Source organism: Bacillus licheniformis DSM 13 = ATCC 14580 (assembly GCF_000011645.1).
GTDB classification, from domain to species: Bacteria; Bacillota; Bacilli; order Bacillales; family Bacillaceae; genus Bacillus; species Bacillus licheniformis.
This window is the reverse complement of the sequence record NC_006270.3, coordinates 2,172,518-2,197,068: the sequence shown is the minus strand read 5'-3', so window position 1 is coordinate 2,197,068 and position 24,551 is coordinate 2,172,518. Positions and strand designations below refer to the sequence as shown.

Below are 24,551 nucleotides of genomic sequence, written 5' to 3'. Positions count from 1 at the left end.
TTTAACAGAGCTAAATAAAAAAGCCAGCCTCTTGGGCTGGCGAAATCGTTTTACCAGCTTGCTTTTTTAACGCCGGGTATATGCCCTTTGTAAGCAAGCTCGCGGAAGCAGATGCGGCACAATTTAAACTTCCGAATCACGGAATGCGGTCTGCCGCAGCGTTCACAGCGGGTGTACTCTCTGACTTTGAACTTTTGTTCCCGTTTTTGCTTGACAATCATTGAAGTCTTGGCCATCTTTTTTACCTCCTTTTACATTTATCGATTTATATAAATAAAAATAGATTTTATTTTTGTAAACAATTTATTATAACATTTAAAATATCATTTGTAAATAAATTGAAAAGACTCGCTGTTCGAGTCTTTTTTGCTGATAAAAAGCGAAGACTTTATAGCAGATATGCCAATCAACGATCCCGTTTTACCTCAGGCAAACGGCATTTTCTATCAAAAAAGACCCAGACCTATCGATTGACTGATCTGCCGTCCCTAGATCAATGAGTCCGCTTTATTCGATCTGATCATTTAGATTGAGCGGAAAATAACCGATTTGCATCATTACGCAGCGGCTGTAAATTTGTATACTGGCATCAAAGAAAGGGGGGAGTATAGAGAAAAACGGTATTTAAATTTTTGTCTCATTGTCTGGCACTCCACTATGCAATGAAACGAAGAAGGAATCAAACATAGTAAGAAAGCGCTGTAGAATTTGACAGCCTTGTGATCTACTCCAGCTGAAGAACAAATCAATTCGTTTCCGCAACACCATTTCCCGCCCAAACGATCAAACTTGAAAACGAAAACGGAATGCAGGGCTGTTCATTTTCACTGAACCTCGATGTTTTAAGGATGAGATGCCGCCGTGTCATTGAGACCGTTTACTAACGAAGACGACGGCGGAAATGGTAAACGCGTCACATTTATAAGCAATAAAACCGGGAAAAGGTGTGCAGGCTGCATACCTTTTTTCAGCGGTTCTACCTTTGGCTGACCGCTATTTTAAGCCCGATCAAAGCGAACAAAGACCCTTCCAGCAAATGAACTTTTTTGGCGGCTTGCGGATTTCTGCGCAGCCGGTCTCCGACTTTTTCCGCAAACAGGCTGATCATCACAAAGATAGCGAACGCTTGAATCAAAAATAACATGCCGTAAACAAGCATTTGCGTTGTCACATTGAAGGTGCCGGGGTGGATAAATTGCGGAAGAAAGGCAAGGAAGAACAATGAGACCTTCGGGTTTAATAGGTTCATCACCACGCCTTTTTGATATAAAGCCCTGCGGTTCAATGAATCTTTGGTTTCAACGTTGAAACCGGCGCTTTTTTGCCGAAAAGACTGGTAAGCTAAAAACAGCAGATAGGCTGCACCTGCATATTTTACAATCGAGAAGGCGACAGCTGATTGATAGATCGCAGCAGAAATGCCTGCTGCAGCCGCCGTGATGTGGACGATTAGCCCTGTGCATAGTCCGGATGCGGTTGCTATACCGGCCGATTTTCCCTTTGATATGCTCTGTGCCAAAACGAACAGGTTGTCAGGGCCCGGCATAAGTGTTAGCAGTACGGCCGCACCCAAAAAAGAAACGATCGATATCGCGTCCATCTGTCCAGCTCCATTTTCAATAGTATTTTTATTATTATAGCATCTGAGAAACACTTTTTAGCAAAAAGGCGGGGAAAATGGACGGATTTTTAGTTTCTTGTATTAGTACAAGTTTGTGCTAATCAACATAATCTGATAGTGAAGAATGAAACCTAAGGAAGGGAGAAGTGCTTATGTCTTACTGCAAACCGCGCGTTCTGCCGCCAGTTGTGCATCCTACTAGATACTGTGAGGATCACAGATTCTCTAAAACGATCGTTCCTCACATCCATCCGCAGCATATTAAAAAAGTGGATCATCATAAATACGAACATGTTCACTATTATCCGCACTCTTATTCAAGCTATAAGCCGGTTTATCATGACCACTCTTACTGCGGTAAACCTTGCGATCGCTACGAAAAATACTAACCTTTCCGGAAGAAAAAATTCTTCACATGAAAAAAGGCCGTAGAAGCGTCCCCATGGAGCTTTTACGGCCTTTTTGGTTAGCTCCTGCATCCTTGCAAATTCCCACGCAAAACAGCTTCGCCGGCCTTTTTCGTCTTCGAATTGAAAGGGCGCACTTCGACTTGGGTATTCACAGTCAGCTCTGATGATATTTCGTCAAATTTGCCCGCCCAAGGACTTCCGCCAAACCAGCTCGGCGCGTCTTCTTGGACTTGATGCATGGTGAAACGCCAGCTGATCTGGTCAGGTATCCGGGCAATTCCTTCAAATTGATCATAATCTCCAAATGAAGCAGGGTCCGGAAGCCAATCAGCGTAGATGCCGACACTCTGCCTTTCCCTGACAGGACTCCCGGGGGCTTCGGTATACGGTTTCTTCACTTTCGCAATTAAAGCCGTTCCGCGGGCATTGGGAATATCTCGGACTGGATCAAGAACGACGCTGCATGGATAAGGTACTTGTGCGTAGGCCGCTGCCGCAGGCAGAATGAGGACAAACGATATCGCCAGACTTCTCAGAAGTGCCATCATTGAACAACCCTCCGTTTCTTGAAATAGTTTAACCAGTCACGCCTTTTCAAATTCTTCATGTTCAGCCCTCGGAGACATTCACCTATTTACATCTTGGGAGTATCTTATGGTAAAGACATGATCGGGGGCGACGGCATGGGATATTTTATCGAGGCAGAACCAAGCGTTAATCTGTACGTTGAAGACATCAATCCTCAAAGCGGCAAAGCCATTGTATTTTTGCACGGCTGGCCATTAAGCCATCTCCAGTTTGAATATCAATTTGACGATCTTTCGCGAAAGGGATACCGCTGTATCGGCATTGACTGGCGTGGATTCGGGCGTTCGGATAAGCCGGCGACGGGCTATAATTACAACCGTTTGGCTGATGATATCCGCGCTGTCGTTGAGGCGCTTCAATTAAACAACTTCACGCTTGCCGGTCATTCAACCGGCGGCGCCATAGCACTCCGCTATATGTCCCGATATAGGGGCGCTGGGGTCTCAAAGCTGGTTTTGATCGATGCGGCGGCGCCTGTGGGATTTACTGAAGAAACGGCAGCCAAATTGCTTCAGCAAGCGTCTAACGATCGTCCCAAGATGATGCGCGAAGTGACCGACACGTTTTTCTTTCAATATATTACACAACCGTTCTCAGACTGTTTTTTTCAATTGGGATTGCAGGCGGCAGGCTGGTCGACAAAAGCGGTCATCGAAATGCTGAGAGATGAGAAACTGTATGATGATCCGGAAAAAGTCGCTGCTCCAGCCTTAATCATTCACGGTATTCAAGACAAGGTGATTCCGTTTGCACAAGCAAAGGAGCTCAGCCGCAAAATCAGAAATTCATATCTTGTTCCGTTTCAATACAGCGGACACGGTCCATTCTGGGAGGAACGCAAAATGTTCAATCGGATTTTAACGCAATTTATCGGTTGATTTTATATTGAGGAGCTGCCACATAATGTTCAAAAAGCAGAGAGGAATATTTTGGATAATCATGTTATGATGATAATCACCGAGACTGCTTCTGCACCCTGAAGCGTGAAAAATACCCGAAGTGCAAGTATTTTTATCGGGGTGTATCTCCGTTTGGCACAGAAGCAGAGGGGAGCATGACGTTTCTGAGGGGGAATGGAATTTAATGAAGTCAATCCAATCAATCACCGTTCATTCAAAGCAATATATCGTCGGTGAGCGATGCCATCCGCCAGGATTTAGAGACGAAGCGACCGTAATGAAAATTACAGAAAAAAACAAGTTCTATGGATTAATCAGAGGCTTTGTTGTTCATTTTGATACAAAAAAAGAGCTGCATATTCATACAGAGCCCGTCAATGTTCATTGGAGGTGAAGGACTTTAAGCGAACATTTAAAATATTCGTTTAGTGTCTTTTTTTTAACTCTGGAAGCAATGGGATTCAACCGCAGATGCTTCATAGTCATAAAACAGATTTTCCAAAAACGATATTTAGAAAATGAACGGGCGAAATTAGGGACAAAGCATAGGTGCTTATGCAGTCGGGCTTTAGCTTTTCAGCATAATGTACTAGTGAATCTATAAAACAAAGGGAAAGGAGAATGTACGAATGTATTGCAAACATCATGAGCCGCATGTTTACCCTACGAAATATTGTGAGGATCATCATTACTCAAAATCTGTCGTTCCTCATATTCATCCACAGCATACAAAAAAAATAGACCACCACAAGTATGAACATGTTCATTACTATCCGCACACTTACTCACATCATAAAGATGTTTCACATGAACACTATCATTGCGGAAAACCTTGCAAAAGCTATGAAAAAAAATCGGATTACGGCCATTGCTATTAATTAAGGCTTAATTGTACTTTCACAGACCATATAAATACCCGGCAGGGGTCTTTTATGGTCTGTTCCTATTTTATAAGGGAGCTACCATGTATATCAACGTTTAACATAGGTTATAGCGAACAGCAGAAAAATAGTATATGGCAAAATGAAAAATGCAGACGAAGTTCGAAGTCGCGGAATGCTTATTAATGTCATTTATACCTTTTTTATATTAATATGGTACATATAGGATGTTATTTTCTCTAATCGGTTGGGAAGAAAGGAGAGCCGTTATGCAAAAAACGCTTTTTCAAAATGCTACGATTGTGACGCTTGATCCGCAGCTTCATACGCTCGAAAAAGGGGACATGCTGATTGAAGGCTCCGTCATTCTGGACGTTGCCGAGTCGATTGAAGCCGGAGACGCTGAGATTGTGGATGCCTCCAATATGCTGATCATGCCTGGATTTGTTGATACGCACCGCCACGTATGGGAATCTGTGATCCGCGGAATCGGAGCCGACTGGTCCCTGCAAACCTATTTAAACCGGATTTATTATGGGAATTATGGGTCGATGAGAAGACCTGAGGATGATTGGGCCGCGAACTATTTAGGAGCGCTTGAGGCGCTCGATGCAGGCGTCACGACTTTGCTGGACTGGACGATGATTGAGTCGCCTGATCATACGGACCAGCTGATTGCCGGACTGAAAGACGCCGGCATTCGCGCAGTATTCGCCTTTGGAACATCTGGTGACGCCGAATATTGGGACAGAGACAGCGATCTTTCGAATATGGACGAAGCGAAACGGGTAAAAAAAGCATATTTTCAATCGAAGGATCAGCTTCTGACGATGGGGCTTGCAATTCGAGGTCCGGAGTTTTCTTCATGGAAGACATCTGTCTTTGAAATCGAAACGGCCCGGGAACTGGATGCCTTATGCAGCATGCATATTGCTTTTGGCAACTGGGGAGCGAAAGATCGTTCGATTGAAAAGCTGAATCAAGCCGGGCTGCTTGGTCCCGATTTAAACATGGTGCATGCCAATGCGATGAGTGAAGAAGAAATGAAAATGCTTGCGGCTCACGGAAGCTCGATATCTGTGACACCAGAAATTGAGATGATGATGGGGCACGGCTATCCTGTTACAGGGCTCTCTCTAAAAAACGGGGTTCTTACTGCGCTTGGGGTTGATGTTGTCACATCGACCGGGGGAGACCTTTTCGCACAGATGAAATTTGCTCTTCAAGCAGAACGCGCAAAGCACAATGATGAACTGCTGAGAGAAGGAATTATGCCGGGGCCCGAATTGAGCATATCGGCCGAACAAATCCTGAAAGCGGCTACCATTGACGGGGCGCGCGCCCTAAAGCTCGATCATAAAATCGGCTCGCTTTCCCCAGGCAAAGAAGCTGACTTTATCATGGTGAAAACGGACAGCGTCAATTTGCTCCCTTTCACTGATGCGGCGGGGGCCATCGTCCAATGCACGCACACCGGAAATGTAGATTCCGTATATGTCGCAGGAAAAGCGGTGAAACGAAACGGCCGGCTGGTTGATGCAGATCTTGAAAAGGTGAGACAAAAAGCGCTGGAAGCAAGAGATCATATTTTATTCCGATCCCCTGAGGGCGCCTTTTAAGAAAAACAGTTTCATGATGCGCCTTTGCAAATAAGACCCCAGATTGGTTATGCGAAAAAACGGATATCTGACCAATGAAGTAAAGGCCTCATAGACAGCCGCGTATCATCTGGAAACTAAAACGTTAGGAAACAGATTCTCAAATGCTAAAAAGACCAGCCCTTGATATAAAGGGGCTGGCTCTTTTTAAAATAAGTCGTCAATTTGGGATAAGTATATGTCTACAGTAGAGTCATTCAACTTCTCTAATATCACCAAGATATCGCGGACTGACCTTCTTGTTTGTTCATCCTCAAACGTTAAATTTTTATAGTAAGAAATGACGGCTTCCAAAGCGCCGGCAAGTGCCAAACCAGTGTCACGGTCTGCTTTTAAAGCGGATTTTTTCATTTTTGTCAAAAGCCATTTTAAATCATCAATACTTTCAATAGGGTAGTAATTAAGCTGATGCAGCTCGGCTGCCGAATTTTTAGTCAGAATTTGTTCAGCTTCTTCTTTTGTAATGGCATCTTCCGGATAGACATAGGGAATGTCAGGATGCACGCCTTCGATAAGCTGGCAGTCGTCATCATCCATGGGATTATCTGTATAAAGTTTAGAGAGAAATTCTCCAAATGAATCCGCTAATTTATAATTCTCTTCAAATTCTGAATCGAAATAGTGCACGGGCGGATTTTCTTTCGTTTCTCTGTAGTCAAGCGCTATCCATGTATGGCCGTCACCGTGAATAAGGATCAGGTTGTCGGGCAGTTCCCATTCTTTAATGATGTATTTGCTCTCGAGAATCCCTGCCTTTTTCCCTAAGCCTAATAAGTAGTCAAACTGGACATGATCTTTAGCCCAGGAGGTAGGCCGTTCAGAAGGGAAGGCGTTAAAATTGATATACCCGCCGTTTTGTTCAAGAATAAGCGCTTTGTATTCCTCCGGAAGTTTCACACCTAACTTTTTTTCAGCTTTTTGAATATCTCTCTCTGATATGCTTTTTAATTTGTATGGATCTTCGTCTTCGTATGTCCAAAAGTTTTTCAAATGCGTCCCCCCTCATCCGTTTGTTGTTCGTATCTATTTGGCAAAAAGGGTTGTCCTTCCCGGAGTCTTTTTGAAGGCCGAGAAATAATCATAAGTTTGCGGAATGGCCCCGTATGTTCCTTTAATGCGAATATCCTTACATTCGCCTTCGGAATTTTCAAAATAAAGCCTGTAGGTTCGAGGCATCAACGTGATGACATCCTGAGCGGTTCGGTCAGGCCAGTCCCCTTCAAAATCTTTAATGCTTAAACTCATAAATCTTCCTGATAGGTGCATCATCTGAATCTTAATCGTTGTTTGGTGCCGACGGGGAAGTCAAATATGCAGGAGCTGTTGCCATTAACGGAAAAACAAATAAGCTCCTTGGTTTTTTAGATGAAAAAGATTTAGACGGGATCATGTGGATCAAAGGACAAGGGGTAGGGGGCACTGTCAAAAACTATGATCAAAAAACAAAAAAATTGACGGCCATGTCAGTCGATCACCTTAAGAGTGAGATCAAGCCAGTCTTCAAAGGAAACCGCCTCTCATTTAAAGTGAATATTAATTCAGAGGCACACCTGGCTGAAAACTGGAATACAACCGAAACGGCAATTGACAAAAAATATTTGAAAAGAAAGGAAGAAAGTGCGTCACAAACAGTGAAACAGCTGGTAGAGCAGATCACAGAAAAAATGCAGAAGGAATATAAAGCCGACCTTGCCGGCTTCGGTGATGAAGTGAGGATCCACTATCCCTTTCTTTGGAGAAAGCTGAAGAAAAATTGGGATGAAGTATTCACAGAAACCCCCATTCAATATGATGTGAACATCACGATTGAAGAATTTGGATCACAAAGTAGACATTAGCTTAATCATGACTTTATAAAGGTGCACAAATAACAGCGAGGGGATAACGGGGAATGGGTGAGAATGCTTGGTCATAAACGGTAAGTGTGTGTTTTATCAAACTTTTTTCGCGGATAAGTTATATATATATAGATAGGCTGTAAAAAGACAAATGTCATCTGATCAAACAGACGCATTTTTATAATTCGGCTATAGCTTTTGGAGTTGACCGAATAATTGATTAGAGGACAGTCATTTTTTGTTAATTTCAAACGGAACTAACTTTAAAGAGTTAGTTCCGTTTGAATCGCTAATCCAAATTTTGATCGATCGTTCCTTCAAAATAGTCATCACTGACCTGTTCATGAGTTTCAGCTAATCCTTTTTCCAATTGAGTAGCCCCTTCATAATCCGAAGGGTCGAAATATTTTCCGGCCACATCGGTAGTGTCAGTTGTGTTTTCTTTGTTATCAGTTTCAGTGTTTACGTTTTCTGTCTTAGCATTGCTGTCTAAAGATTGCTGAGAATCATATTCCTTGTCTAGTGAAGAAAATCTTTTGTAATCATCCGGTCTGTCTGCTCCATTTTTTTGAGGCACGTTAATCACTCCATATCAGTGAAATTTTGTTCTTTAGGTAAAAAGGTCATCTGAAAGGCATTTCAGTCTCATATTCATTTCTCATTTGATCAATACAACGATTTCACTCCTTTCGCCCAAAATATGGTGGAATACCAACTCTTCTTATTCTGTCTGTTGAGAAGGTATTCATTCGCTTTTTTTCGAGTGAATCAAACTGCAAGCCTATTCAAGGGAAGAGAACAAGTGAAAGAAGGGGCGAGAACTCCCCATTCAGTGATTTAAGGCTTCAATTTTCTTCTGTTACAAGCGGCTGACGGAAGGGGCTTATTCGTTAGGCGAACACGCTGGAGAGCATGATACCTCTTCTGGGGAGAAAAGCGGAAATGAACCAGGCAAAGGAGCAAGTATAGCTGCTTCTGATTTAACCGGTGAAGCGGGAAAAAGCGAATTGAACTCTGGAACCAATCTTTTCATGCCTGTTTATGCTTTTTTGTTTCTATATGATGAAATTGTCGTTTTCAATGATGCATATGAACCAATAGCTGCGCAACCATAGAATCCGCCCATAAATACTCCAGCTATGAGGCTGTGTCGATGACTTATGCAAACAGATATGATTAAGCCTAGTGCAAGTGCAATTGATGGAACATACTTTTTGGGAACCTTAAGAAAGATTTTAATTATCTGTGTGACGATCAAAATAATCGGCACTGCCGTAACAGCATCCCAAAAGTTTGTATGAATGATTGGGAAATCCATATATAGCACCACCTTTTTTTATCAGTATTTCTTGATTCGGTGAAAAATATTTAATGCGAACACCCAGGGATCTCATAATTCCTTTGGAAAGGGATAGTGAACCACCTTTATAAACTGCAAGAGCATTTTACTCACCTAAAATCGACCTCATTAATCTATAGTTCTTAATCTTTACCGCAGATTGCTATGTGCGGTAGTCAGAACGTCTTTTTCGAGTAAAAAGCAGCGATTGTTAGGCGGCACTCGTATGGATTATAATGTGAAAAGAGGGAAGCCTCATCTGTATTGAAGGGGGGATGTATGGAGTCTAAAATGAAGATCGGTTTAGGTGTTTTGATAATTGGACTCGGCTTTCTCAGTCATTTTCGATTTTCGAACAACAATGATATGAACACAGCTTCAAGAAACACCACAAGCGCACCCAGTCACGATTTTATTGTTTAGCTTAAAAAAGAGTTTTGAATTATCTTTTTGCAGCCGTTTCATTAGCGGCTTTTTTTTATTCAAAACAGGTTTATTGGACTGGTCTTAAAGATTCATTTTGTTGGATTGAAAGGATTTATTCACCAATTCCCTTCCGTATAGTGGTAAACTCTTAGTTGGTCATTACTTTTGTCATGCATTTTTTGGGAAGCGAGGTATTGCAAATGATCGGTTCAATCCTGGGAGAAACGCTGGCTTTAGATATCATGAAAGTTGATTTATCGATGAAGAAAGAATTTTTGGCAGAGCTGAAAGCTTGCCGCAAAGAGCTGGAAAAAGACAAAACAGAGTTCTCTGATTCGAAAAAGACGATCACCGAACCACAACTGTCGTCTCATACGTGGCAAGGCAGTCTTGCTGACTCCTTTGACCGTATTCGAGGTCTGATGAAGACTGCTTACAATGACATAAGCGGAAAACAGCTTTCTGATGTTTTAAGCAAAATCGATGAACGAATCAAATCTTTACAAGAAGATATTCACTCGCTCAGCCAGGAAGTTCGTTCTTTAGAGAAAAAGATTGAGAACGCGAAGCGGGAAGCACGAGACAAGGAGTAAATGAAAAATGGATCAAGAAATAAAAGTGAATACCGGAGAAGTCAAACAAGCGCTCTCTAAATTAAAGCATTCCAGCCATTCAATGAAAGCGACGATTCCGACAGATATCAAGGGCCAGAATCACCTTGATGCGACAAAGAAGATAGAGGAACTGAATCAGACGATTAATAAGATCGCTTCTTCCTATGCCTCTGCTTTCTCAAAACAAGTCGTCCAAACGGAATCAGCAGTCGAAGCAATGATGGACACCGACAAACAGCTGGCTTCATCGATGAAAACAAAATAGAAGAGAAAGCCATGAAGACATTGGATGTTCAGGCGCTGCACAAAGCGCTGGAACATTTAAAACATCAATCAGACGAAATTGCTAAAGTCAAAAGCAAAAAACATATTATATATCGACTGGAATATAATGTTATTTAGGCGGAAAATATATTAGAAAAAATTCCTAATGAACTAAGAGAGTTTTATTTAAGAGTATGATATGGTTTTATTTGTAATCTTGATAAAACTCATGGAGATAGAGTAATGGATTCTCATAGTGTAGCTGATTTTATAGATCCAAGAATTAGAGAACTATACCCATGTTAGTGTTTTTTGAAGTCGGTGAGGGGACATATCTGACTCTAGATTTAGATCAGGAAGAAGAGAACGGTATTTGTCCAGTATACTATTTTGACAAGATAATTGCGGCATCACTCGAAGAGTTTTCAAGAAAATGGATGAAGAAGAACCAGACTATTATATTCATGCCTAAATTGACTTGAGAATTGATTAACTTTGAAGAATGACCTTGATTGGCTATTGCCTTTCAAGGTTTTTTATATTTAATCCGAAAAAAGGGCATAGAATGGGAGACACACCTATCCCTGAACTGAATGATGATAAGATCGTCAGTCTCACAAGAGAAGCGGTCCGTTTACGTAATTTCTCAATGCTTTCTCCTTTTCTTTTTTAAATTTATGTGTCATAGTACCGATATAATGATTAAGTAGAATTGAAAGAGTGATGTCCATTGTTATCTTTAGGAAATATTTTAACAATAGAATTTGAAAACGAAATTCAAGAGTATGTCCTCGCGAAAAGCAAAGTGCTATCCATTGAGGACAATGTTTTAAGAGTACATTATCCTGTTGATGAAGAAACAGGGAGAACTGTTATTATTCCAACAAATACAGTAGCAATAGTTCACTTTATAAATGAGCAACAAGTCCCATATAAATTTACCAGTGTAATACAGGGACGAGAGATCTATCAGGATATACCTGTATTAAATATGTATTTACCCGAAGAAGATCAAATGACAAAAATTCAAAGACGGCAATTTTTTAGAGTAAATACAACGATTCCTGTCACTGTCCGCCCATATGGATCTGGTTCAATGTTTAAAACATATACAGCAAATATCAGTGCTGGAGGCGCTGCGTTAATTATTGAAGAGACGCAAATACACGAAGCGGAAGAGGATTTAAATTTAAGCATTCATCTGCCAAATGAGGGACATGATGAAAATGTGATTGACGTTTATGCTCAAGTCAAACGCACTTACATAGATCGGAGAACAAACAAACAGATCATGACAGTTGAATTTATCAAGATGGATGAACATGATGAACAAGCACTTGTACATTATTGCATAAAATTGCAATTGGAAGAAAGAAGAAAACTGAAATCTGATTAGAATATTAATTTTAACCTGTTATATGATGCAGCTTACAGTAGGTGTCATCCCCCAAAAGTTGAGAAAGACCTGAAATCTGCCTTTTTTTCTTTCTCGCCACATCTATTGAAATGGAAAGCTGTTGGTGAGATGATGTCGAATACTTTGCAAATATATAAAGAATAGGAGGAGAAGCTGATCGATTTGCTTTAGAAACAGAGGATAGTCTCATCTGTCTTAAAAAGATGGTCTATGCTCAAAAGCAAATATTGAATGGGGAATGTTTGTATGAAATCTAAAATGAAGATCGGTTTAGGGATTATGATAATTGGACTTGGTTTTCTCAGTCATTTTTCGAACAACGATGATATGAACACAGCTTCAAGAAACATCACAGCGCACCCTCCAGTCATGATTTTGTTGTTTAACCTAAAAGAGTTTTTGGAATATCCTTTTAGCCGTTTTAATAGCGGCTTTTTTTTATGTATTTCAAACCCTCAACAAAGGTTTAATGACCTGATCCCAAGGATTCATTTTCACGGATTGTCAGGATTTATTAACCAATTCCTTTCCGTAAAGTGGTAAAACAGTTCGTGGTATGTCACTTTAGTATTAGAGGAGAATGCTATGAAAACTCTTGATGTTCAGGCGTTGCACAAAGCCATTGATCAATCGAACTTAAATCAAAAATAGATAATAGGACTATTACTCGAGAAGAATACAAGGTATATACTTGGAATAAGAAATTTGCAGCTAAGCGAGATAAAGGTGCTAAGACTTTTTAAACAAGAATACTTAATGGTGAAGCTCCAACAAGAAATTGGTTCAAAGGAGCAGGCGCAAGATATTATAAACAATAAGAGAGCAAAGTATGAAGGGAAAACTATGCAAGGACATCACAGTTATAGCGCTTCTAAATTCCCTCATTTAAGTGACAAAGGTGAAGTTATATATCCAGCAACAACAAGTGAACATTTACACAGATGGCACGGAGGGAAATTACAAAAATAGCCTTCCGGGAAAGCCGATTAAGGATATTAAAGATTTTTAATTTAGAGGGGAGTTATCTTGATGGACTTCATTTATGTGGAAGTACTCAATGATTCAAATATTACTAAGTACATTTCGTTATTAAGAAAAACATCATCTAAACCTATTAACGAACTAAAGCAGGCGATTGAAACAGGAAAACCAGTTATTGAATGTGATTACTATGACACAGAAGAATTGAAATCACTAGTAATCATTATAGAACAGTTACTCTCATTGGGAGCTAGCATTAAAATTTATGAAAATGATAGAGAAATAACACTTGAGATGTCTTGATCGAAACCTATGAGGGCATTGCAAAAGACCGAGAAGAATTGGATGAGTTATTATTTGGTGATGATGATTAATATTTAATGAAGAATGAGTTGAAAATATAAACAATATTCACCTTTTCTACCTTGATTGGCTTTTGGCCTTTCAAGGTTTTTTTATATTCAAACCCGAGAAAAATCCGACAAAAAGGGGGATAAAATAGGGGACTTTTTCTTTTCCACTTTGTCATACGATAGAGACAAGAAAACGAACGTGGAATATCGAGTCCAAGACGGAGAGCCTGCGGACACTGATCTTTTGCATACGGATGTTATGCGGCTGATTGGTTTGTGTTTTCAGAGAGCGAGGTTGCTTGAGTTACGGGGTTTGCCGATGTTGAAAAGGACGCTGCTCCAAAGCCGGAAATAGAGCTTGTCAATGCTGGTGCCGCGGTTAGAACAGGCATTGTTTTTCATGCTGATCCCTCCTTTTTCATCTATCCTCTCGTTTCCCGGTGATGAAGCAATAAAACATGTGAGTGCGCTTTGTATGTTTTATTGCTCCCTTGTAAGGGAAGAGAAATGGATAATTCGGTATATACACAAGCAAGAAAGGGGAATGGAGATGGCTGAACAGAAAAAAATCACAATAAACGGCGTTGAAATGGAAGCGTCCGAGGAACAGACGGTGCTTCAGCTTTTGAATAACAGTTCGATTGAAGTGCCGCAAATTTGCTATCATCCTAGCTTAGGGCCGATTGAAACATGTGATACGTGCATCGTCAGCATCAATGGCGAGCTAAAGAGGTCGTGCTCCGCTGAAGTAAAGGATGGAGACGTCATTGATACGCTTTCACCTGATGTGAAAAAAGCGCAGGTCATTGGGATGGACAAGATTTTATATAATCATGAGCTTTATTGTACAGTTTGCGATTACAACAACGGGGGATGCGAAATACATAATACGGTGAAGGAAATGAAGGTCAATCACCAAAGCATCCCGTTTGATCAGAAGCCTTACCATAAGGATGAATCAAATCCGTTTTACCGGTACGATCCGGATCAATGTATTTTGTGCGGGCGTTGTGTTGAAGCGTGCCAGGACGTTCAGGTGACTGAAACACTGACCATTGACTGGGAGCGGAAACGCCCACGCGTCATTTGGGATAATGATGTGCCGATCAATGAGTCGTCGTGTGTATCATGCGGCCATTGTTCTACCGTCTGTCCATGTAATGCGATGATGGAAAAAGGAATGGAGGGAGAAGCCGGATATTTAACAGGAATCGATGACGAAACGCTGCGTCCGATGATCGAGATCACAAAAGGCGTAGAAACAGGTTACGGCTCTATTCTCGCCATTTCTGATATGGAATCCGCCATGCGTGACGAGCGAATTAAGAAAACAAAAACCGTCTGCACCTATTGCGGTGTCGGCTGCAGCTTTGATGTCTGGACAAAGGGCAGAGATATTCTGAAAGTCGAGCCGCAGGAGGAAGCACCGGCCAACGGCATTTCTACTTGTGTAAAAGGAAAATTCGGCTGGGATTTCATCAACAGCGAGGAGCGCTTGACAAAGCCGCTGATCCGCGAAGGCGACCATTTCCGTGAAGCGGAATGGGAGGAAGCGTTAACGCTGATCGCCAGCAAGTTCACGGATTTAAAAGAGGAGTTTGGCCCGGATTCACTTGCCTTTATTACATCTTCTAAATGTACAAACGAAGAATCCTACCTCATGCAAAAGCTGGCGAGAGGGATCATCGGCACAAATAATGTCGACAACTGCTCGCGCTATTGCCAATCTCCTGCGACTGCCGGCCTGTTCCGGACAGTGGGCTATGGCGGTGACTCAGGGTCGATTGCAGATATCGCGCAAGCGGACCTTGTGTTGATTATCGGTTCGAACACGTCTGAGTCGCATCCGGTCTTGTCCACTCGCATTAAACGGGCTCATAAGCTGAGAGGGCAGAAAGTGATCGTAGCGGATATCAGAAAACACGAAATGGCAGAGCGATCTGATCTGTTTGTTCAGCCGCGTGCCGGATCAGATATCGTCTGGCTGAATGCCATCGCCAAATATTTAATTGAAAACGGCAAGGCCGATGAACGCTTTTTGCAGGAAAGAGTGAACGGACGGGATGAATATGTGAAAAGCCTCACGCCGTATACCCTTGAATATGCCGAGGAGAAAACCGGGATTGATCAAGAAACCCTCATCCAAATGGCGGAGATGATTGGCCAGGCTGACAGTGTGTGCGCATTGTGGGCCATGGGGGTGACACAGCATATTGGCGGAAGCGACACGAGCACAGCAATCTCTAATCTGCTGCTTGTGACAGGAAACTACGGAAAACCGGGAGCGGGCTCTTACCCATTGCGCGGCCATAACAACGTGCAGGGAGCAAGTGACTTCGGAAGCATGCCTGACAGACTGCCGGGCTATGAAAAAGTGACGGACGAACAAGTCCGCCAAAAATACGAGCAGGCATGGGGTGTACCGCTGCCGAAGGAGCCGGGCATGACCAACCACGAAATGATCGAAAAAATCCACTCTGGCAAGCTGAAAGCGATGTATGTAAAAGGTGAAGAAATGGGTCTGGTCGATTCCAATATCAATCATGTACACGCCGCATATGAAAAGCTTGATTTCTTTGTGGTGCAGGATATTTTCTTTTCACGTACAGCCGAGTTTGCCGATGTTGTTCTTCCTGCGAGCCCGAGCCTTGAAAAAGAGGGAACCTTTACAAACACAGAACGCCGGATTCAGCGGCTTTATCAGGTGTTTGAACCGCTGGGCGAATCAAAGCCGGATTGGCAGATTATTATGGAAGTTGCCAATAAGCTTGGCGCTGACTGGCACTATGAGCACCCTGCTGACATTATGGAGGAAGCAGCCAAGCTGTCTCCGATTTATGCGGGTGTCACCTATGAACGGCTTGAAGGCTACAATTCCCTGCAATGGCCTGTAAGCGCTGATGGAAAGGATTCGCCTTTACTTTTTACTGAGCGCTTCCCTTTCCCAGACGGCAAAGCCATTCTCTATCCTGTGCATTGGACAGAACCTGAAGAGTTCGGAGAGGAATATGATATCCACGTCAACAATGGGCGGCTCTTGGAGCATTTCCACGAAGGGAACCTGACCTACAAATCAAAAGGCATTTCAAAGAAAACACCGGAAGTGTTCTTAGAAATTTCTCCTGAACTCGCGGCAGAAAGGGGGATTCAGGACGGAACCCTTGTCAGACTCACATCGCCTTTCGGAAATGTCAAAGTGAAGTGCTTGATCACTGATCGTGTCAAAGGGAAGGAAGTATATCTGCCAATGAACGATTCAGGAGAAGCAGCGATCAACCTGTTAACAGGCAGCCATGCTGATAAGGATACCGATACGCCTGCGTACAAAGAAACATCAGCCAAGATGGAAATTTTGAAGCGCGACGGAAGCAATCCGCTGCCTAAGATCAATCACCGCAACGGCAATCCGCAGCCGCAAATCGGTGTGCAGGTACAAAAGAAATGGGCGCGGAAGGATTATATTTTCCCTGGCGACGCTGTGAAAAGGGGGATTGGGCATAATGGCTAGAGCGATTAAACGAATTCAGAAAATCGAGATAACCGAAGAGGACCAGAGAAAGCGTGATATGAAAGAAATAGAGGATGCATTAGTCGAAAATAAGGAAGCCATTCTTGAAATGCTGCATATGATTGGCCACATGAACGAGCGTGGTGTATTGCCATTGCTGCGCGGCCTTTTTGGCCAAGGAGATAAAGTTCTTGACATCTTAGTGAAAAAGGCAGATACAGAGGAAACGGCCAATACACTGAAAAATCTGCTTCTTCTGTTCGGAACGCTTGGCATGCTGGATGTAAAACAGCTTGAACCTCTCATTTTGAAAGTGAATGCGGGGGTGGCAAACGCGGTGGAACAGAAGGACAGCGAAGAGAAAACAGGTTATTTTGATATCATCCGCTCGCTCAAAGACCCGGAAATCAACAAAGCAGTTACGCTGCTTTTCTCCTTTTTAAAAGGAATGGGACAAGATACAAAGGAGCTGGAACGCACGACTCAGCCTCCAGAGCACCAAAAACATCATCAGGAACCCCGAGAGAAAAGGGGGATGAATAAGAGGGATTGACCACCCGCCCCAGGTGTACTCCTAAGGGAGTACAGACACATTACAACTGGTATATCATCCGTTTTTAGCTGATACAAATAGCAGTAATACTGAAGAGAGAGTTAAGGACGATATTGATTACTTGGTGAAGTTAGATTAGAAGTTGATTTACAGTTGCACGTTTTCATCATCTGGAAACGTGCTTTTTTAATAGCGGAAAATAACTTGAAGGGATAAAAAGGAATTCGATTTGTTTTTTTCTCTGGACTCTTCAAAAAAAGGTTTATTTGTAATAAAATGTAGAATCATATTCTGTCTAGGAGGAGACCGGTGTCTACATTAGCTATTATTGTTCTTCTTGGCTTTTCTGGTTATATGATCTGGAAATTAAAAGAGGCAAAAAAAATTCATCAAAACAATTTAGAACGTGAATTAAAAAATCTAGAGCAAACATATCAAGATCACCTGGTGCAAGCTCATAAAGAGGCTTCCGCTGCTTTACAACAAGCTGAAGTCATGAATATTAATCAAAAAAATGAATTCTTAAATGAAAACGATTTTCTGAAGAACAAGATTGTAAAGATGGATGAATATATAAACAATCTTAAAAAGTATTCAAGAAATAGCGGTGAAGTTATTACCCACACTATTTTAACGGAATTAAAAGAAAAGCTTATTTCTGAGGGGAAAATAAATGAAAACGAGATGGTTATAATGGGAAACGTATTTGTACCCTATGAAGAAAATGGGGAGACAAAAACCAGGCAAATTGATCATTTAGTTATTTTGCCATCAGATATCTATATTATAGAAACCAAGTATTGGCGTGGAACAGTTATCCATGGGATTAATCGTAAAAATGCGGAATCAATTGCAAATGATTTTTCATTTGTCTTTGAACAATTATTTCCGAAAGCGAATAGTGATACAGAGAAGACAATCATTTTTATGAAAAATAGCAATATAGATAAGGATTCCGAGCAAAAAAATTCTATAAATATTTCTTATTATGATAACCCGAGAAATCAAGTCATGGACACAATGTATAAACTCAGGAATTTTCTCATAACCTATAATAATAAATTCAACTATGTTGAGCCTATAGTCTATTTTGGTTATCCGGAGGACAAAGAAAATCGTGTAATAGATTATTCTACAAAAGATAAGAATAGATTTACCTCAAAAGCAAGTTTGTGCGAGTATTTTAAGAATGAGGTTTTAAAGCCTGCTAAATATACAGTCGATGAGATACAACAAATAAAAAGGATCATGCAAAAAGTTAACTATCTATCATAAATAAATATCAATTTATAAAGCATCTCAATGGATGCTTTTTTTCTTGGAGGTCATGAACATTCGTGAAATTCCATAGAAAAATTAACCCGGCTCCATACAATCCACACTTGCAGCCGGGTGCTTCAGAATATGAAACACTGAAACAGTCTATGAAACGCTTTTGAACAGTTGAACCGTTAGTCTGGAATGAAAGGATTGGCAACCTTGCAGGCGGCAACCAACGCTTTAAAATCCTCATGGAAAAAGGACCAAAGACTCTCCTGGTTTCAGTTGTAAATCTGGATGAGGCTGAGGAAAAATAAGATCTGCGGCGACTGGGATGAGGAAAAGCTCCAGCTGCATCTTGCTGAATTAAATAACACTTTTAATGACAGGATTTTCGGGAGAAGAATTAGTGGAGCTCCTTTTAGATTTCTCGGGAGATTCAGAGGTTCTTCATGTTGAGGAAGACGATTCTGAATGATGAAATGGCAGCTGATCAATTTGATGAATTTTTAAGAGACGTCTTTCAGAATTACTCAAGAAATGGAAGATAAAGCCGCGATTTATGTGTTTCATCCTTCTGCCTATCAGATAGCATTTGAAAATGAGATGAGGAGTGCCGGTTTAGACATTCGCACTCAATGTATTAGGGTGAAAAATTCGCCTATGTTTGGATAGAATATGTCAAAAGGGTTTCTTATTGTAAAAGAAGTATATACGGCAAAGGGCCAAATTGTTTAATATAAAAGAAAAATGAAGTTGAATTCCAAAGGAAATAACAACAGATCAAAATAAAAGCCTTAATATTGACGGTTAGTAAAACATGTCCACCTTCACATCATGACTGCAAAAAATTCACCATTGTTCCCTCTGGATCGGCAAATGCCGAAAATCTATTTGAGTTGTTGGAGGAATGATTCAGTATGTTAACAAGAGAAGATATCTTTAAGCACGTCAAAGAAAAATTCGGGACATCGCCAGATTACCCATTTCAAAAATTTCCAAACTATGCCGCTTTAAGACATGAAACTACCGAAAAATGGTATGGTCTTGTAATGAATGTTCTTCCGGAAAAGTTAGGCTTAGATGGAAATGACGAAATAGATATTCTGAATTTAAAATGCCCTCCAGAAATAAGTGGCAGTTTAAGAAATGGAAAGAGTATTTTACCTGGTTATCATATGGATAAGGAAAATTGGATATCAATTGTTTTAGAACGAATAGATTCAGAAGAAGTTTATAACTTAATTGAGCAAAGCTTTAATTTAACCAAGTAAATCGTGAAATTATCTTTCGCAAAAGCAACCAGAAAATATTCAAACTTTTTTATGCAACCGAAACTTAAATTCGTTGGATAAGAATCCGTTTTGATCAACTTTATTTTAAAGCACCAACAACACGGCCATTAACAAAAGAGGCAAACCCTTGGCATACAAGGGCTTGCCTCTTTACATTTGAAACGTCCCAGGAGAGATTCGAACTCCCGACACACAGCTTAGGAGGCTGTTGCTCTATCCACCTGAGCTACTGGGACACAGAACAATATTATAGTACAAAAACCTGAAAAAATAAAGAGGTTGCAGCGGTTTTTTTCACAAATTTCTTCGGGAAAACATACATCCGGCAGACTTCGCAGCCTGCTGAATGTATGTTTCGGCCTTAGCCTTTCAAGTCAATATGATGTCCTGAAACGGGATGTGGCGCCTGCACCATGTCTACGAGCTGCTGTGCGCTTTGTTCGGCGGTATCCAAAGCCGTCTTTGTCAGCGACATTTGCACGTTTTGATAAAGAGCCGCCTGACTCATGGCCATTGATAAAACAGCAATATCCAACATAACCACCTCCTTAACATGTGTATCGGTTAGAGAGGTGAGGACTTTACTCATATTTACTAATCTGAATATTCAATTTAATATAGTTGTAAACCGATCCATCGCCATCTTAGGCATCATAAAAAAGAATCCGCCTCTCAATACGGAAAATGATCGGTTCCTTATTTGTCCCGAATTAGGGAGAGTGGCTGTTTTCAGTTCGTTTGTATCTTCTGCGATTTCTCCATTTCCTGGGCATTTGTCTAATGGTTTTTGTTGATTTCATTCTCAAAGAGGCTGATGATTCTATCATTCTGCTTTACAATCGTTCGCAACATGGCAACGATGTTTCCTGCAAATCCAATCAAAATGATCATCAGTATGATGATGAACCACATGGTATAACGACACCCCTTAATATGCAAAATTTTCCTTTCGATTCAACATTACCACCTGGTCTTTCACAAAACAACTTTCCTTTTGAAACGGAGGCTGATTTTATGGATTGGCTTGAATTTGTTTCTGCGATGGTTCAATCATTGGCATGGCCAGCTGCCTTGATGATTTGCGTTTTGCTGCTAAAGGAGCCTTTGTCCGATCGAATGAAGGAATTGATCAAACTGAAATATAAGGATTTTGAATTGGAGTTTGACAAAAGGCTTCAGGAGCTCGTCTCCGTACGGGAAAAAAGGTTATCGGGACTGACTTCTGTACGGTCAGCGCAGCGAGGGGAAAACATGATCGAAAGCGCTTGGTCAGATGTTCACAATGTTCTGCGGGAAACAGCCTCAACATTTGATCAAGATGCGATCCGCCTTGAAGGCGATGAATTGATTCAAATGCTGCATGACCGCGGAATTTTACAAGACGACGCGGCAGCTGTGCTGTCAGAGCTATCCGCTCTGCGCCGCGATGCATCTGACGGAGCGAGTATTGCCGGAGCCTTGGCATACAAAACGCTTTGCCGGGAGGAAGCGGAGCGCTTGCGATTATTAGCTGAACAACAGACCGGGATTTAATGATGGCGAGTCCCAATACATTTGATTTTCTGACGCTTTACATCTAAAAATGAATTTTCTTTATCGATTAGACGATTTTACGGGGAGAGGCTGATTGCCGGTTTAAATATGATATCATGGGGGACAGGAAGAAGTTTAATGATAAGAGAGGGTTTCATTTATATGCTAGAGAAAGCCGAAGCACTATTGCAGCACTATTTTGGCTATCCTTCACTGCGCCCGGGGCAGAAGAAAGCCATTCAATCTGTCGTTTCTGAAAAGCGAGATACAGCATGCATTATGCCGACGGGCGGAGGCAAATCAATCTGCTACCAAATTCCCGCGCTCCTTATGGAAGGGACAACCATTGTGATCTCTCCTTTAATTTCCTTGATGAAGGACCAGGTGGATGCTTTAAATCAGCTTGGAATTCAAGCTGCGTACGTGAACAGTTCTTTAGGCCATAACGAAATCGCTGAGCGGCTCTCCGTATTTAAGGAAGGCGGCTACAAGCTCTTTTATGTAACACCTGAGCGGCTGACGTCTCCCGAATTCATTCGCGCGATTTCCCACATTCATATTCCGCTGGTAGCCATTGATGAAGCTCATTGCATTTCACAGTGGGGACATGATTTCAGGCCGAGCTACAGACATATTGAAGGCTTTTTAAATAGCCTCGGCACCCGCCCGGTTGTATTGGCGTTGACGGCTACCGCAACGCCCGAGGTTCATGAGGATATTTGCACACAGCTCGGGATCGAAAAAGAGAACACGGTTTTTACCGGTTTTTCACGGGATAATTTGACGTTTAAAATTTTAAAAGGCGAAAACAGGGACCGTTTTATCGAATCATATGTGGAGAAAAACCGCTCAGAGGCGGGAATTATCTATACAGCGACAAGAAAGGAAGCCGAAAGAATATCAAGCCGCCTCTCTCAAAAAGGAATTGCGGCCGGGTGCTATCACGGCGGGATGGATGATGAAGAAAGAGACCGGCAGCAGGATCTCTTTTTAAATGATGAGATCAGTGTAATGACAGCGACCTCGGCGTTTGGAATGGGCATCGATAAATCCAATATCCGCTATGTGATTCATGCCCAAATTCCAAAAAATATGGAGAGCTACTACCAGGAGGCGGGACGAGCCGGACGCGACGGCCTTGACAGCGAGTGCATCCTGCTGTTTTCCCCTCAGGACATTCGGCTTCAGCGGTTTTTAATCGAACAGTCGACAGAAGATGAAGACATTCGGGCGCAAGACGTGAAAAAACTGAGGCAAATGGTTGATTTTTGCCATACGGAAGGCTGTCTCGAACGGTTTATTCTTTCTTATTTTGGCGAAGTTCCAACCGAAGACTGCGGCAGGTGCGGCAGCTGTCTCGACACCCGAAGCATCACCGATGTGACGAAGGAGGCACAGATGGTGCTGTCCTGCATCATCCGCATGGGAGAAAGGTTCGGAAAAACCATGGTGGCGCAAGTTCTGGCAGGTTCGAAAAATAAGAAAGTGACCGAAAACGGCTTCCAGCAATTATCGACTTACGGAATTTTAAAGAAACGGTCTATTGCCGACATAAGCGATTTTATAGAGTTTTTAATCGCAGATGAGTACATCAAAATGTCCGACGGGACATATCCTGTTCTCTTTGTCGCCAACAAGGGGCGAAACGTTTTGCTCGGCCGGGAAGCGGTGATGCGCAAAGAAAAAATGCAAACAAATCAAATCGTTAAAGATGACGAATTGTTTGAACGGTTAAGGGCGCTGCGCAGAAAGCTTGCTCAGGAACAAGGCGTGCCTCCTTTTGTTGTATTCTCTGACGAAACGCTGCGGGAAATGAGCGGGAAAGTCCCTCTGACAGACGAAGAGCTTTTGTCAGTCAAAGGAGTGGGAGAACAAAAAAGAGTAAAATACGGAGCTGTATTTCTACAGGAGCTTCAAGCCTATAAAACTGAGAAAGAAGCATAAAAACCCAAAATTTATATATGTAAAATTTTTTTTAGTAAATCTCCTATTTCAGTTGAAAAACGATTGGAACCCTTGATACATCTGAATTTCGGCCGATTTTAGGGCGGCTGAAATTCCTCCTCGTAAAACAACTGTAATCAAAAACAAATTGTTTTGTTATTGATTTGACATTTTCATATGTTACGATTGCTCCTGTTAGCCGGACAATAAAAAGCTAACAAGGGAGGATTTACTTATGAAGAAGACGTTTATGTCCTTTGTTGCAGTTGCAGCATTATCTTCAACTGCATTCGGAGCGAGTGCCTCTGCAAAAGAAGTAACAGTCCAAAAAGGTGACACCCTTTGGGGAATCTCGCAAAAACAAGGGGTAAATCTGCAGGACTTAAAAGAATGGAATCAGCTTTCCTCTGACTTGATTATTCCGGGACAAAAGCTGAACGTTTCTGAAAAACAGACAGAAGAAAAGAAACAATATACCATTAAAAAGGGAGACACTCTCTGGAAAATCGCCCAAAAATTCGGCGTTTCAGTGAATGACCTTAAAAATTGGAACAACATAAAATCAGATATCATTTACCCGAATACATCCATAACTGTTGACGGACAGGCGACGGTCCAGGCTGCTGCGGCGCAACCTGCGGAAACAAAGCCTGCCGTACAAAAAGAAGCGAAAGTCGAGAAGGCTGCGCCTGCCCCTGCACCTAAGCAGGAAAAAGAACCGGCTTCCCGTTCAAACGTATCTCAAAGCACTGCCAAAGAACTGACGGTTACAGCAACGGCATACACTGCCAATGACGGCGGTATGACAGGCGTGACAGCCACGGGTATCGATCTGAAGGCCAATAAAAACGCCAAGGTTATTGCGGTGGATCCAAACGTAATCCCGCTTGGATCCAAGGTGTATGTGGAAGGCTACGGAGAAGCGACCGCTGCCGATACCGGCGGTGCGATCAAGGGGAACAAAATCGACGTATTTGTTCCAAGCAAATCCGCAGCAAAAAACTGGGGCGTTAAAACGGTTAAAGTTAAAGTTTTAAAATAATAGGTTTACCATTGATGGACACTGACCATGAAGATGATCAGTGTCTTTTTTCTGTTTTCTGCATCTTTTTTTCTATTTTGATGTTTTTTTAGATTGGCAAATGGGTAGTTCAATAGATAAATACATA

General features: G+C 41.8%; 27 protein-coding genes, 1 tRNA gene and 3 pseudogenes. 20 read left to right on the top strand and 11 right to left on the bottom strand.

Going from position 1 to position 24,551, the window contains the following annotated elements:
- Window positions 1-50: 50 nt before the first annotated feature.
- Entirely contained in the window at window positions 51-236 is a 186-nt protein-coding gene (locus tag TRNA_RS32610; protein ID WP_003182651.1) for a type Z 30S ribosomal protein S14, read from the bottom strand.
- Between the two features lie 740 nt (window positions 237-976).
- On the bottom strand, window positions 977-1,600 hold the full coding sequence (locus TRNA_RS32605) for a LysE family translocator (protein WP_011198045.1): 624 nt from the start codon (window positions 1,598-1,600) through the stop codon (window positions 977-979).
- Window positions 1,601-1,773: 173 nt separating this feature from the next.
- Here TRNA_RS32605 and TRNA_RS43295 point away from each other — a divergent pair, with 173 nt between their 5' ends.
- Window positions 1,774-2,010, top strand: coding sequence for a CotD family spore coat protein (locus tag TRNA_RS43295; protein ID WP_003182648.1), 237 nt, complete (start codon window positions 1,774-1,776; stop codon window positions 2,008-2,010).
- A gap of 77 nt (window positions 2,011-2,087) precedes the next feature.
- Here the strand turns inward: TRNA_RS43295 and TRNA_RS32600 are convergent, their stop codons facing one another.
- Window positions 2,088-2,579 carry a hypothetical protein gene (locus tag TRNA_RS32600; protein ID WP_003182646.1) on the bottom strand — a complete coding sequence of 164 codons (492 nt, stop codon included), beginning with the start codon at window positions 2,577-2,579 and terminating at the stop codon, window positions 2,088-2,090.
- Window positions 2,580-2,714: 135 nt separating this feature from the next.
- On the opposite strand from TRNA_RS32600, the gene TRNA_RS32595 reads away from it, so the two are divergent.
- From TRNA_RS32595 to TRNA_RS32580, 4 genes are all read left to right on the top strand, one after another.
- The gene (locus TRNA_RS32595; RefSeq protein ID WP_011198044.1) at window positions 2,715-3,497 is read left to right on the top strand and encodes an alpha/beta fold hydrolase; all 783 of its coding nucleotides are present in this window, start codon (window positions 2,715-2,717) and stop codon (window positions 3,495-3,497) included.
- Window positions 3,498-3,702: 205 nt separating this feature from the next.
- The gene (locus TRNA_RS32590; RefSeq protein ID WP_003182642.1) at window positions 3,703-3,912 is read left to right on the top strand and encodes a hypothetical protein; all 210 of its coding nucleotides are present in this window, start codon (window positions 3,703-3,705) and stop codon (window positions 3,910-3,912) included.
- A gap of 235 nt (window positions 3,913-4,147) precedes the next feature.
- Entirely contained in the window at window positions 4,148-4,396 is a 249-nt protein-coding gene (locus TRNA_RS32585) for a CotD family spore coat protein (RefSeq protein ID WP_003182640.1), read from the top strand.
- A gap of 272 nt (window positions 4,397-4,668) precedes the next feature.
- Window positions 4,669-6,018: an amidohydrolase family protein gene (locus TRNA_RS32580; RefSeq protein ID WP_003182638.1), complete on the top strand. Its 1,350-nt coding sequence runs from the start codon at window positions 4,669-4,671 to the stop codon at window positions 6,016-6,018.
- A 186-nt stretch (window positions 6,019-6,204) separates the two neighbouring features.
- On the opposite strand, the gene TRNA_RS32575 is transcribed toward TRNA_RS32580, so the two are convergent.
- Window positions 6,205-7,047, bottom strand: coding sequence for an SMI1/KNR4 family protein (locus TRNA_RS32575; protein ID WP_003182636.1), 843 nt, complete (start codon window positions 7,045-7,047; stop codon window positions 6,205-6,207).
- Window positions 7,048-7,080: 33 nt separating this feature from the next.
- Window positions 7,081-7,302, bottom strand: coding sequence for a hypothetical protein (locus tag TRNA_RS32570; RefSeq protein ID WP_223307050.1), 222 nt, complete (start codon window positions 7,300-7,302; stop codon window positions 7,081-7,083).
- A 38-nt stretch (window positions 7,303-7,340) separates the two neighbouring features.
- On the opposite strand from TRNA_RS32570, the gene TRNA_RS32565 reads away from it, so the two are divergent.
- Window positions 7,341-7,895, top strand: a complete 555-nt coding sequence (locus TRNA_RS32565) for a Ger(x)C family spore germination C-terminal domain-containing protein (RefSeq protein ID WP_011201672.1) — start codon at window positions 7,341-7,343, stop codon at window positions 7,893-7,895.
- A gap of 289 nt (window positions 7,896-8,184) precedes the next feature.
- Here the strand turns inward: TRNA_RS32565 and TRNA_RS32560 are convergent, their stop codons facing one another.
- Both TRNA_RS32560 and TRNA_RS32555 read right to left on the bottom strand, forming a co-directional pair.
- The gene (locus tag TRNA_RS32560; protein ID WP_003182629.1) at window positions 8,185-8,472 is read right to left on the bottom strand and encodes a YozQ family protein; all 288 of its coding nucleotides are present in this window, start codon (window positions 8,470-8,472) and stop codon (window positions 8,185-8,187) included.
- Window positions 8,473-8,934: 462 nt separating this feature from the next.
- Window positions 8,935-9,213, bottom strand: coding sequence for a hypothetical protein (locus TRNA_RS32555; RefSeq protein WP_003182628.1), 279 nt, complete (start codon window positions 9,211-9,213; stop codon window positions 8,935-8,937).
- 647 nt (window positions 9,214-9,860) lie between these two features.
- Here TRNA_RS32555 and TRNA_RS32550 point away from each other — a divergent pair.
- The 6 genes and pseudogenes from TRNA_RS32550 to TRNA_RS32515 all read left to right on the top strand — a co-directional run bounded on the left by TRNA_RS32550 (window position 9,861) and on the right by TRNA_RS32515 (window position 13,239).
- The gene (locus TRNA_RS32550; RefSeq protein ID WP_009328079.1) at window positions 9,861-10,253 is read left to right on the top strand and encodes a YwqH-like family protein; all 393 of its coding nucleotides are present in this window, start codon (window positions 9,861-9,863) and stop codon (window positions 10,251-10,253) included.
- A 7-nt stretch (window positions 10,254-10,260) separates the two neighbouring features.
- The gene (locus TRNA_RS32545) at window positions 10,261-10,539 is read left to right on the top strand and encodes a YwqI/YxiC family protein (RefSeq protein WP_003182622.1); all 279 of its coding nucleotides are present in this window, start codon (window positions 10,261-10,263) and stop codon (window positions 10,537-10,539) included.
- A gap of 729 nt (window positions 10,540-11,268) precedes the next feature.
- Window positions 11,269-11,934 (top strand): flagellar brake protein, encoded by a 666-nt coding sequence (locus TRNA_RS32530; protein WP_009328082.1) that lies wholly within the window; start codon window positions 11,269-11,271, stop codon window positions 11,932-11,934.
- Window positions 11,935-12,128: 194 nt separating this feature from the next.
- Window positions 12,129-12,212: pseudogene (locus TRNA_RS44145) on the top strand (hypothetical protein); the annotation flags it as partial.
- Between the two features lie 448 nt (window positions 12,213-12,660).
- On the top strand, window positions 12,661-12,924 hold the full coding sequence (locus TRNA_RS43780; RefSeq protein WP_034291425.1) for a hypothetical protein: 264 nt from the start codon (window positions 12,661-12,663) through the stop codon (window positions 12,922-12,924).
- Window positions 12,925-12,984: 60 nt separating this feature from the next.
- Window positions 12,985-13,239 (top strand): hypothetical protein, encoded by a 255-nt coding sequence (locus TRNA_RS32515; RefSeq protein ID WP_009328084.1) that lies wholly within the window; start codon window positions 12,985-12,987, stop codon window positions 13,237-13,239.
- Window positions 13,240-13,549: 310 nt separating this feature from the next.
- Here the strand turns inward: TRNA_RS32515 and TRNA_RS44460 are convergent.
- A pseudogene (locus TRNA_RS44460) lies at window positions 13,550-13,681 on the bottom strand (hypothetical protein); the annotation flags it as partial.
- A 158-nt stretch (window positions 13,682-13,839) separates the two neighbouring features.
- On the opposite strand from TRNA_RS44460, the gene fdhF reads away from it, so the two are divergent.
- From fdhF to TRNA_RS32490, 5 genes and pseudogenes are all read left to right on the top strand, one after another.
- The gene (fdhF, locus tag TRNA_RS32510) at window positions 13,840-16,797 is read left to right on the top strand and encodes a formate dehydrogenase subunit alpha (RefSeq protein WP_011198038.1); all 2,958 of its coding nucleotides are present in this window, start codon (window positions 13,840-13,842) and stop codon (window positions 16,795-16,797) included.
- The gene (locus tag TRNA_RS32505) at window positions 16,790-17,350 is read left to right on the top strand and encodes a DUF1641 domain-containing protein (RefSeq protein ID WP_009328087.1); all 561 of its coding nucleotides are present in this window, start codon (window positions 16,790-16,792) and stop codon (window positions 17,348-17,350) included. The genes fdhF and TRNA_RS32505 overlap by 8 nt, the downstream gene beginning before the upstream one ends.
- Window positions 17,351-17,370: 20 nt before the next feature.
- Window positions 17,371-17,489, top strand: a pseudogene (locus tag TRNA_RS43285) (DUF4352 domain-containing protein); the annotation flags it as partial.
- 170 nt (window positions 17,490-17,659) lie between these two features.
- On the top strand, window positions 17,660-18,625 hold the full coding sequence (locus tag TRNA_RS32500; protein WP_009328088.1) for a nuclease-related domain-containing protein: 966 nt from the start codon (window positions 17,660-17,662) through the stop codon (window positions 18,623-18,625).
- A gap of 905 nt (window positions 18,626-19,530) precedes the next feature.
- Window positions 19,531-19,884: an MmcQ/YjbR family DNA-binding protein gene (locus tag TRNA_RS32490; RefSeq protein ID WP_003182597.1), complete on the top strand. Its 354-nt coding sequence runs from the start codon at window positions 19,531-19,533 to the stop codon at window positions 19,882-19,884.
- A gap of 183 nt (window positions 19,885-20,067) precedes the next feature.
- Here TRNA_RS32490 and TRNA_RS32485 read toward each other — a convergent pair.
- The 3 genes from TRNA_RS32485 to TRNA_RS44290 form a co-directional block, all read right to left on the bottom strand.
- A tRNA-Arg gene (locus tag TRNA_RS32485) sits at window positions 20,068-20,141 on the bottom strand.
- Window positions 20,142-20,266: 125 nt separating this feature from the next.
- Window positions 20,267-20,443 (bottom strand): YjfB family protein, encoded by a 177-nt coding sequence (locus TRNA_RS43280; protein ID WP_003182594.1) that lies wholly within the window; start codon window positions 20,441-20,443, stop codon window positions 20,267-20,269.
- 239 nt (window positions 20,444-20,682) lie between these two features.
- Window positions 20,683-20,817 (bottom strand): hypothetical protein, encoded by a 135-nt coding sequence (locus tag TRNA_RS44290; RefSeq protein WP_016885399.1) that lies wholly within the window; start codon window positions 20,815-20,817, stop codon window positions 20,683-20,685.
- Window positions 20,818-20,919: 102 nt separating this feature from the next.
- Here TRNA_RS44290 and TRNA_RS32480 point away from each other — a divergent pair, with 102 nt between their 5' ends.
- From TRNA_RS32480 to TRNA_RS32470, 3 genes are all read left to right on the top strand, one after another.
- On the top strand, window positions 20,920-21,438 hold the full coding sequence (locus tag TRNA_RS32480; RefSeq protein ID WP_009328089.1) for a hypothetical protein: 519 nt from the start codon (window positions 20,920-20,922) through the stop codon (window positions 21,436-21,438).
- A gap of 162 nt (window positions 21,439-21,600) precedes the next feature.
- Window positions 21,601-23,382: a DNA helicase RecQ gene (recQ, locus tag TRNA_RS32475; RefSeq protein WP_009328090.1), complete on the top strand. Its 1,782-nt coding sequence runs from the start codon at window positions 21,601-21,603 to the stop codon at window positions 23,380-23,382.
- Between the two features lie 235 nt (window positions 23,383-23,617).
- Window positions 23,618-24,424, top strand: coding sequence for a 3D domain-containing protein (locus TRNA_RS32470; RefSeq protein WP_009328091.1), 807 nt, complete (start codon window positions 23,618-23,620; stop codon window positions 24,422-24,424).
- Window positions 24,425-24,551 lie beyond the last annotated feature (127 nt).

Excerpts from the sequence above, each read along its gene's own strand:
- TRNA_RS32595 (WP_011198044.1), top strand. The coding sequence starts at position 2,715 with ATGGGATATTTTATCGAGGCAGAACCAAGCGTTAATCTGTACGTTGAA.
- TRNA_RS44290 (WP_016885399.1), bottom strand. The coding sequence starts at position 20,817 with ATGTGGTTCATCATCATACTGATGATCATTTTGATTGGATTTGCAGGA.
- TRNA_RS32505 (WP_009328087.1), top strand. The coding sequence starts at position 16,790 with ATGGCTAGAGCGATTAAACGAATTCAGAAAATCGAGATAACCGAAGAG.
- TRNA_RS32550 (WP_009328079.1), top strand. The coding sequence starts at position 9,861 with ATGATCGGTTCAATCCTGGGAGAAACGCTGGCTTTAGATATCATGAAA.
- fdhF (WP_011198038.1), top strand. The coding sequence starts at position 13,840 with ATGGCTGAACAGAAAAAAATCACAATAAACGGCGTTGAAATGGAAGCG.
- TRNA_RS32590 (WP_003182642.1), top strand. The coding sequence starts at position 3,703 with ATGAAGTCAATCCAATCAATCACCGTTCATTCAAAGCAATATATCGTC.
- TRNA_RS32570 (WP_223307050.1), bottom strand. The coding sequence starts at position 7,302 with ATGAGTTTAAGCATTAAAGATTTTGAAGGGGACTGGCCTGACCGAACC.
- TRNA_RS32470 (WP_009328091.1), top strand. The coding sequence starts at position 23,618 with ATGAAGAAGACGTTTATGTCCTTTGTTGCAGTTGCAGCATTATCTTCA.
- TRNA_RS43280 (WP_003182594.1), bottom strand. The coding sequence starts at position 20,443 with ATGTTGGATATTGCTGTTTTATCAATGGCCATGAGTCAGGCGGCTCTT.
- TRNA_RS32555 (WP_003182628.1), bottom strand. The coding sequence starts at position 9,213 with ATGGATTTCCCAATCATTCATACAAACTTTTGGGATGCTGTTACGGCA.
- TRNA_RS32585 (WP_003182640.1), top strand. The coding sequence starts at position 4,148 with ATGTATTGCAAACATCATGAGCCGCATGTTTACCCTACGAAATATTGT.
- TRNA_RS32600 (WP_003182646.1), bottom strand. The coding sequence starts at position 2,579 with ATGATGGCACTTCTGAGAAGTCTGGCGATATCGTTTGTCCTCATTCTG.
- TRNA_RS32480 (WP_009328089.1), top strand. The coding sequence starts at position 20,920 with ATGGATTGGCTTGAATTTGTTTCTGCGATGGTTCAATCATTGGCATGG.
- TRNA_RS32490 (WP_003182597.1), top strand. The coding sequence starts at position 19,531 with ATGTTAACAAGAGAAGATATCTTTAAGCACGTCAAAGAAAAATTCGGG.
- recQ (WP_009328090.1), top strand. The coding sequence starts at position 21,601 with ATGCTAGAGAAAGCCGAAGCACTATTGCAGCACTATTTTGGCTATCCT.
- TRNA_RS32515 (WP_009328084.1), top strand. The coding sequence starts at position 12,985 with ATGGACTTCATTTATGTGGAAGTACTCAATGATTCAAATATTACTAAG.
- TRNA_RS32545 (WP_003182622.1), top strand. The coding sequence starts at position 10,261 with ATGGATCAAGAAATAAAAGTGAATACCGGAGAAGTCAAACAAGCGCTC.
- TRNA_RS32610 (WP_003182651.1), bottom strand. The coding sequence starts at position 236 with ATGGCCAAGACTTCAATGATTGTCAAGCAAAAACGGGAACAAAAGTTC.
- TRNA_RS43295 (WP_003182648.1), top strand. The coding sequence starts at position 1,774 with ATGTCTTACTGCAAACCGCGCGTTCTGCCGCCAGTTGTGCATCCTACT.
- TRNA_RS32580 (WP_003182638.1), top strand. The coding sequence starts at position 4,669 with ATGCAAAAAACGCTTTTTCAAAATGCTACGATTGTGACGCTTGATCCG.
- TRNA_RS32605 (WP_011198045.1), bottom strand. The coding sequence starts at position 1,600 with ATGGACGCGATATCGATCGTTTCTTTTTTGGGTGCGGCCGTACTGCTA.